Annotated in this window: 7 protein-coding genes and 1 pseudogene; 7 read left to right on the top strand and 1 reads right to left on the bottom strand. The window is 71.0% G+C overall.

Annotation, left to right across the window (positions count from 1 at the left end; translation table 11 throughout):
• Window positions 1-43: 43 nt before the first annotated feature.
• On the bottom strand, window positions 44-460 hold the full coding sequence (locus ABZS51_RS41595; protein WP_355453548.1) for a peptidase inhibitor family I36 protein: 417 nt from the start codon (window positions 458-460) through the stop codon (window positions 44-46).
• Window positions 461-940: 480 nt separating this feature from the next.
• On the opposite strand from ABZS51_RS41595, the gene ABZS51_RS41600 reads away from it, so the two are divergent.
• The 7 genes and pseudogenes from ABZS51_RS41600 to ABZS51_RS41630 form a co-directional block, all read left to right on the top strand.
• Complete coding sequence (locus ABZS51_RS41600; protein ID WP_355453551.1) at window positions 941-1,963, top strand: LacI family DNA-binding transcriptional regulator; 1,023 nt, start codon at window positions 941-943, stop codon at window positions 1,961-1,963.
• A 204-nt stretch (window positions 1,964-2,167) separates the two neighbouring features.
• Window positions 2,168-3,163 (top strand): sugar ABC transporter permease, encoded by a 996-nt coding sequence (locus ABZS51_RS41605; RefSeq protein ID WP_355453554.1) that lies wholly within the window; start codon window positions 2,168-2,170, stop codon window positions 3,161-3,163.
• Window positions 3,156-4,013, top strand: coding sequence for a carbohydrate ABC transporter permease (locus ABZS51_RS41610; RefSeq protein WP_310710220.1), 858 nt, complete (start codon window positions 3,156-3,158; stop codon window positions 4,011-4,013). Before ABZS51_RS41605 ends, ABZS51_RS41610 begins: the two co-directional genes overlap by 8 nt.
• A gap of 19 nt (window positions 4,014-4,032) precedes the next feature.
• On the top strand, window positions 4,033-5,340 hold the full coding sequence (locus ABZS51_RS41615; protein ID WP_355453557.1) for an extracellular solute-binding protein: 1,308 nt from the start codon (window positions 4,033-4,035) through the stop codon (window positions 5,338-5,340).
• Window positions 5,341-5,366: 26 nt separating this feature from the next.
• On the top strand, window positions 5,367-6,467 hold the full coding sequence (locus ABZS51_RS41620) for a Gfo/Idh/MocA family oxidoreductase (protein ID WP_355453560.1): 1,101 nt from the start codon (window positions 5,367-5,369) through the stop codon (window positions 6,465-6,467).
• Window positions 6,464-7,384 carry a PmoA family protein gene (locus ABZS51_RS41625; protein WP_355453563.1) on the top strand — a complete coding sequence of 307 codons (921 nt, stop codon included), beginning with the start codon at window positions 6,464-6,466 and terminating at the stop codon, window positions 7,382-7,384. Before ABZS51_RS41620 ends, ABZS51_RS41625 begins: the two co-directional genes overlap by 4 nt.
• A pseudogene (locus ABZS51_RS41630) lies at window positions 7,381-7,484 on the top strand (cupin); the annotation flags it as partial. The gene ABZS51_RS41625 and the pseudogene ABZS51_RS41630, both read left to right, overlap by 4 nt.

Here is a 7,484-nt window from a genome sequence, read left to right on the forward strand (position 1 = left end):
CGCGTGACCCCTCGCGCGCCGCCGGGCCTGGTCTTGAGCGGGGTCAGCCGTGCGAGTCGGTGACCGAGCGGGCGAGCGTCACCTCGCAGCCCGGGCCGTTCGGGCCGCCGACGCGGACGGAGTTGAAGAAGTCACGGAAGGCGCTGTAGAAGTTGCCCTTGCCGCCGGGTGAGGTCACGGCCGAGCAGCCGCCGTAGTTCGCCCCGGAGTACAGGTGGATGTACGAGCTCGTGCGGTTCCAGTCGGACTTGGACCGGCTCGCCATGTTCAGCGCGGCCAGGTCGGGGGTGTCGCTCTTGAGCTCGACGATGTCGCCGGAGCCGTCGAGGCCGGAGAACAGGCAGTAGTAGCCGGCATGGCATCGGTCGTAGCCGTCCGCCGCCTGGGCCGGGCTGCTGGTCAGGGTGGCCAGCGCGATGGCCGCCACCGGTAATGCCAGCAACTGAAGCTTCTTGCCCACTGTCCCTCCAGGGGTGAAACTTTTCTTCGAGTACGGGTCCGACCATACCTGTTGAGATCTTGCGGGTGAAGGGGTCAGGGCGATCAGACCGAGCAGCCGGCCCGGCACCTGGTACGGGCACCCGCGGGCGTTGCGTGCTCGCGGAGCGGTGTCGTGATCGTCGTGTGTGCCGGCGGGCGCCGTAGCGGCGGGTGGCCGGAGTTTCGCCGGGAGAATGGCGAGAGAAACGTCCGTCCGCCGCCCGTGAGCCTTTACCCGAAAGGCGTCCTCCCGCCTCTCCCGAGCCTTTACCCGAAAGGCGTCCTCCTGCCCTCCCGGGTCTTTACCGAAAAGACGTGACCGTGGGCGCGGAAGCGGCCTTCGCATTCGCCGCGCCGGTCCGCCCACGAGCCGATTCCGATGCCCATGTCCCGTGCCGCCGGGCGTTCCAGTATCGTTCGTCGTCGGCCTGAGGCACGAGGCGGAGGAGAGGGACGGCGCATGCCCCACGCGGCGAGACCCACGGTCACGCTGCACGACGTGGCGGCGGCGGCCGGCGTCTCGGTGGCCACCGCCTCCCGGGTGCTGGGCGGCGGCTCCCGCAAGGTCGCCCCCGAGTACGAGGCGCGCGTCCTCGCGGCTGCCGCGGCCCTGCGCTACACGGTGGACGCCTCCGCGCGGGCGATGCGGCGCGGCAGCGACTCCGTCGCCCTGGTCGCCGACGACCTCACCACCCCGTCCATGGGCATCATCGTGGCCGCCATGGAGCGCCGGGCCAGCATGGCCGGGGCCTTCGTGACGGTCTCCTCGACCCGCGCCACGCCGGAGCGGCAGCTCGACACCGTCCGGCAGCTCCGGGCGCTGCGCCCCCGCGCGCTCGTCCTCACCTCCAGCCGCTTCGAGGCCGGCGCGCTCGGCGGGCGGCTGCTGAAGGAGCTGCTCGCCTACGAGCGCGAAGGCGGCCGGATCGTCATCGTCGGCGGCACCGACATGCCGTTCAGCTCCATCGGCTTCGACGACCACGGCGCGGGCCGCACGGCCGGCGCGTTCGCCGCGCGGTCCGGCCACCGGCGCGTCGCGATATTCGCCGGAAATCACGCGCGCATGAGCATGTCGGCCCGTGTCGGCGGAATTGTCCAAGGGCTCAGGGAAGGCGGCGTCGACGAGCGCGACATTCGCATTGTCGAATGCGAAGTCAGCCGTCAGGGCGGATTCGACGCGGCGGCCCGGCTGGCCGCCTCGGGAATGGCCGGGACGGACGCGGTCCTGGCCGTCAACGACGTCATCGCCATCGGCGCGTTGTCGGCTTTCCGGGCCGCCGGCGTGGCCGTTCCCGGGGACGTGTCGGTGACGGGGGTGGACGACATCCAGCTCGCGAGCGACGTGACGCCCCGGCTGACGACCGTGGCGCTGCCGCTCGCCCGGGTCGGCGCGCTGTCGATCCGCCTCGCGCTGGCCAGGACGCCCCGGCTCCGGCGGCTGGTCGTACGCGGGGAGCTCGTCGTCCGGGAGAGCACCCGCTAGCCGGCCGAAGCGCCCGTCCACACGCCGCACCCGCGTTCCTGCCGGGTGTTATGTCCGGGAGTGCCCGGTTGGGGCCACTCTCCGGAGCAACTCTTGACGCTGCTGTAACAGCCGTGCAAACTGCGGAATACGTTTTCCCAACGGCGAAGCGCCCCCGCTCGCCGTGGCAGGAGGTTCCCCCATGATCACGTCGAGGAGGGCCGCATGAGCGCTCTCGGCGAGCTCCAGCGCATGCGCAAGGGCAGCGGCGGCACCCTCTCCGGCGGACGCGGCGGCGCGGGCCGTACCGGCGCGGACGGCACCGGCGGTCGCGACAGGAAGGTCGGCGACAGGAAGGACAACAAGGCCGCCTACCTGTTCCTGGCGCCCTGGTTCGTCGGCCTGCTGGTCGTCACCGCGGGCCCGATCGCCGCGTCCCTGGTGCTCGGGTTCACCGACTACAACCTGATCCAGCCGCCCGTCTTCAACGGCCTGGACAACTTCACCCGCATGCTGGCCGACACCCGCCTGCACAAGGCGCTCGGCGTGACGCTGACCTACGTGCTCGTCTCGGTGCCGCTCCAGCTCGCCTGCGCCCTCGGCCTCGCGCTGCTGCTGGACCGCGGGCTGCGCGGACTGCCCTTCTACCGGTCGGCGTTCTACCTGCCGTCGCTGCTCGGGTCGAGCGTCGCCATCGCCGTCCTGTGGCGGCAGATCTTCGGCGCGGAGGGCCTGTTCAACCAGGTGCTCGGGGTGTTCGGCGTGGAGGGGCGCGGGTGGATCTCCGACCCCGGGACGGCCCTGTCCACGCTCATCGTGCTCAACGTGTGGACGTTCGGGGCGCCGATGGTGATCTTCCTGGCGGGGCTGCGGCAGATCCCCGTGATGTACTACGAGGCCGCCGCCACGGACGGCGCGAGCAGGTGGACGCAGTTCCGGCGGATCACGATCCCGCTGCTGTCACCGATCGTGTTCTTCAACCTCGTGCTCCAGATCATCCACGCGTTCCAGTCGTTCACCCAGGCGTTCGTGGTCTCCGGCGGCAGCGGGGGGCCGTCCAACTCGACGCTCTTCTACACCCTGTACCTCTACCAGCGGGGATTCGGCAACTTCGACATGGGCTACGCGTCGGCGCTCGCCTGGCTGCTCCTGGTGATCATCGCCGGGTTCACCGCGGTCAACTTCTGGGCCGCCAAGTTCTGGGTGGTCTACGATGACTGACCCCCGCCGCCCCCTCCACCTCGGCCACGCCGTGCGCACCGTGCTCAAGCACGCCGGCCTCATCGCGCTCGCGCTGGTCATGCTCTACCCGGTGCTGTGGATGGTCGTCAGCTCGCTGCGGCCCAACAACGAGATCTTCCGCCGCCCCGGCCTGGTCCTCGACAGCCTCCAGACGCAGAACTACACCGAGGGCTGGAACGCGCTGACCGCGCCCTTCGGCCACTACCTGCTCAACTCCGCGATCCTCGTGCTGGCCTGCATCATCGGCAACCTGGTGTCGTGCTCGATGGCGGCCTACGCCTTCGCCCGGCTCGACTTCACCGGCAAGCGCCTGTGGTTCGCGATCATGCTCGGCACCATCATGCTGCCGATCCACGTGATCATCGTCCCGCAGTACATCCTGTTCTCCCAGCTCGACTGGGTGAACACGTTCCTCCCGCTGGTGGTGCCGAAGTTCCTCGCCACCGACGCGTTCTTCGTCTTCCTCATGGTGCAGTTCATCCGCGGCCTGCCGCGCGAGCTGGACGAGGCGGCCCGCATCGACGGCTGCGGCCATCCGCGGATCTTCGTGCGGATCATCCTGCCGCTCATGCTGCCGGCCCTCGCCACCACGGTCATCTTCACCTTCATCTGGACGTGGAACGACTTCTTCAGCCAGCTCATCTACCTGACCGACCCGGAGATGTACACCGTCCCGGTGGCGCTGCGCTCGTTCGTCGACTCGACGGTCGCCACCTCCTGGGGGTCCATGTTCGCGATGAGCGTCGTGTCCCTGGCCCCCGTCTTTCTCGCCTTCCTCGTCGGCCAGCGGTACCTCATCCGGGGCATCGCGACCACCGGCGGCAAGTGACCCCCTCGAAGGAACCCTCATGCGAGACTCACGCATCGGCCGCCCGCTCCGGGCGGCGGCACTGGCCACGGCGGCCGTGCTCATGCTCGGCGCCTGCGGCGGCGGCGGCGCCGCGAGCCAGGAGCTGTCGGACAAGCCCGTCACCCTGCGCTTCACCTGGTGGGGCGCCGACGAGCGGCACAAGCGCACCCAGCAGGTCATCGACCTGTTCCAGAAGAAGCACCCGAACATCACGGTCAAGGGCGAGTTCAAGGACTGGAACGGCTACTGGGAGAGCCTGGCCACCACCGTCGCCGCCAACGACGCGCCCGACGTCATCCAGATGGACGAGCTGTACCTGTCGTCGTACGCCGAGCGCGGCGCGCTGCTCGACCTGGGCACGGCCGCCAAGAACCTCAAGACCGCCGACTTCGACAAGTCCGCGCTGGACACCGGCGTCGTCAAGGGCAAGCAGTACGCGCTGCCCGTCGGCCTGTCCGCGTACGCGATGGTGGTCAACACCGGCCTGCTCGACACGTACAAGGTCAAGCTGCCCGACGACGCGAGCTGGTCGTGGGAGGACCTGAGGACGGTCGGCGCCGAGGTGTCGAAGGCCAGCGGCGGCAAGGTCAGCGGCGTCCAGTCCCTCGGCTTCGAGGCGGGCGGCCTGAACGTCTGGGCCCGCCAGGCCGGCGCCGCCCTGTTCGACGCCGACGGCAAGGTGGCGGTCCCGCCGGAGGTGCTGACCTCCTACTGGACCTACATCCGTGACCTGGCCAAGCAGGGCGTCACCCCGCCGCCGTCGGTGACCATCGAGCGGGCCGGCTCCGCGCTGGACCAGTCCGGTACGGCGACCAACACCTCGGCCTTCGCCACCTGGTGGAACACCCAGCTCACCTCGCTGACCGCGGCCAGCGGGTCGCAGCTGAAGCTGCTGAGACTGCCCGGCGAGGCGCAGGCCAAGTCCCCGGCCGCCTACTACAAGTCGTCCATGTACTGGTCGATCTCCTCGCGCAGCAAGCACCCGGCCGAGGCGGCGCTGTTCGTGGACTTCCTCGCCAACGACGAGGAGGCGGCGAACATCCTGCTGACCGACCGCGGCGTGCCCGCCAACAAGCGGATCCGGACGGCCATCACCCCCAAGCTGGCCGAGACCGACAAGGCCGCGGCCGAGTACCTCGACACCCTCAAGGTCGGCACCGCGCCGCGCGTCACCCCGAACGGCGCCAGCAACCTGGAGGCGATCATCAAGCGGCACACCGAGGAAGTGCTGTTCGACCGGATGACGCCCGAGCAGGCGGCCAAGTCGTTCATCACCGAGCTGCAGTCCGAGATCGACGGCGCCTGACGCCCACCCCACACAGGAGCTTCACCTTGTCTCAACGGAACTACCGGTCCGCGATCGTCGGCACCGGTGGGATCGCCACCGCCCACGCCCGCGCCGTCACCGGCTCGGGCGGCCGGGCACACCTCGCCGCCGCGGTCGACGTGGACCTCGAACGAGCTGAGGCGTTCGCCGGGACGTGGGAGATCCCCCGCGTCCACGCGAGCCTGACCGACCTGCTGCGCGAGGAGCAGGTGGACCTCGTCCACCTGTGCACCCCGCCCGAGTTGCACGCGCCGCTGGCGCTGGAGTGCCTGGAAGCGGGGGTGACGGCGCTGGTGGAGAAGCCGCCGACGCTGTCGCTCGCCGAGATGGACACGCTCGTGGAGGCGGAGCGCCGCTCGTCCGCGCACGTCGCGACCGTCCTGCAGCACCGCTTCGGGGCGGGCGCCGTACGGCTGCGCCGCCTGGCCGGCGCCGGCGAGCTGGGCCGGCCGTTGCTGGCCACCTGCGCCACCCAGTGGTACCGCGACGAGGCGTACTTCGCGGTGCCCTGGCGCGGCACATGGGAGAAGGAGGGCGGCGGGCCGACCATGGGGCACGGCATCCACCAGTTCGACCTGCTGCTCTCCGTGCTCGGGCCGTGGAGCGAGGTGACCGCGGTCGCCGCCCGCCGGGCCCGCGACGTCGACACCGAGGACGTGTCGATGGCGCTGGTCACCTTCGACAGTGGCGCGGTCGCCACCGTGGTCAACTCGGTGGTGTCGCCGCGGCAGACCTCCGAGCTGCGCTTCGACTACGAGCACGCCACCGTCGAGGTGGAGCACCTGTACGGCTACACCGACGACGACTGGACCGTCACCCCGGCCCCCGGCCACGAGGACGTCGTCGCACTGTGGAACCGCGAGCACACCACCGTGCCGAGCGGCCACGAGGGCTGGTTCGCGGCGGTGCTCGACGCCCTCGACCGGGACGAGGCGCCGCCGGTCACGGTCGGCGACGCCCGGCGGACGATGGAGTTCGTCGCCGCCCTGTACGCCTCCGCCTTCACCGGCGAGCGCGTACGCAGTGGACAGATCACGCCCGATCACCCGTTCGCGCCACGCATGGACGGGACGGGCACACCCTGGGAAAAGGTGAGGAACCCGTGACCCTTCAGGTCGACCACGCTCTCGGCCGGTCGGTCGCCGTCTCGGCGGGCGGCGTCCAGCTTCTCACCTACGTCTACCGGCCCGACACGCCCGTGCTGGAGTCGCCGAAGCCGTACCTGCACCCGATCCGCACGCTCGGCGGCGCGGAGGTGTCACTGTTCCGGCCGCACGACCACGTCTGGCACAAGGGCATCGCCTGGTCGCTGCCGCACGTGGGCGAGCACAACTTCTGGGGCGGCCCGACGTACGTCCACGGGCGGTTCTACGTGCAGCTCGACAACAACGGCAGCGCCACCCACCAGGAGATGACCACCCTGACGGCGCAGGGCGACCGGGCCGGGATCGGGCACACCCTCGCCTGGACCTCGCAGGCCGGCGACCCGGTCATCGAGGAGCGGCGCGGGCTGGAGGTCTCCGTCCTCGACGACGCCACGTGGGCCCTGGTGTTCGACACGGCCATGACGAACGTGTCGGGCGCGCCGCTGGCCTTCGGCTCCCCGACCACGAAGGGCCGCGAGAACGCCGGCTACGGCGGCCTGTTCTGGCGCGGCCCGAGATCGTTCACCGGAGGCGTCATCCAGTCGCCCGCCGGGGCCGGCGGCGACGAGCTGCGCGGCACCCGCGCCGAGTGGTTCGGCTTCCGCGGCCGGCACGACGGGACCGGCGGCCACTCCACGATCGTCATGGTGGACGACACCGCGAACCCGCGGCACCCGCCGCAGTGGTTCGCGCGCACCGAGGAGTTCGCCTGCCTGTGCCCGGCGCCGTTCTTCAGCGAGGAGCTGGAGCTGCCGGACGGCGAGACGCTGCGCTTCCGGTACGCGGTCGTGGTGGCCGACGGCGACCGGGGCGAGGAGGGCACCGCGCTGCTGGCCGGGCGCGGCCGGGCGGCGCTCGCGGGGGAGGCGCCGGCATGACGTTCCCCGGCGGCACGTCGGTCAGCCGGTTGTCGGTCTACTCCGGCGTGTGCGCGGCCGACGGCCTGGCGGGCGGCACGCCGCACCTGCACACCGCCTC

This window comes from Nonomuraea sp. NPDC005501 (genome assembly GCF_040605905.1).
In the GTDB taxonomy this organism is placed as follows: domain Bacteria; phylum Actinomycetota; class Actinomycetes; order Streptosporangiales; family Streptosporangiaceae; genus Nonomuraea.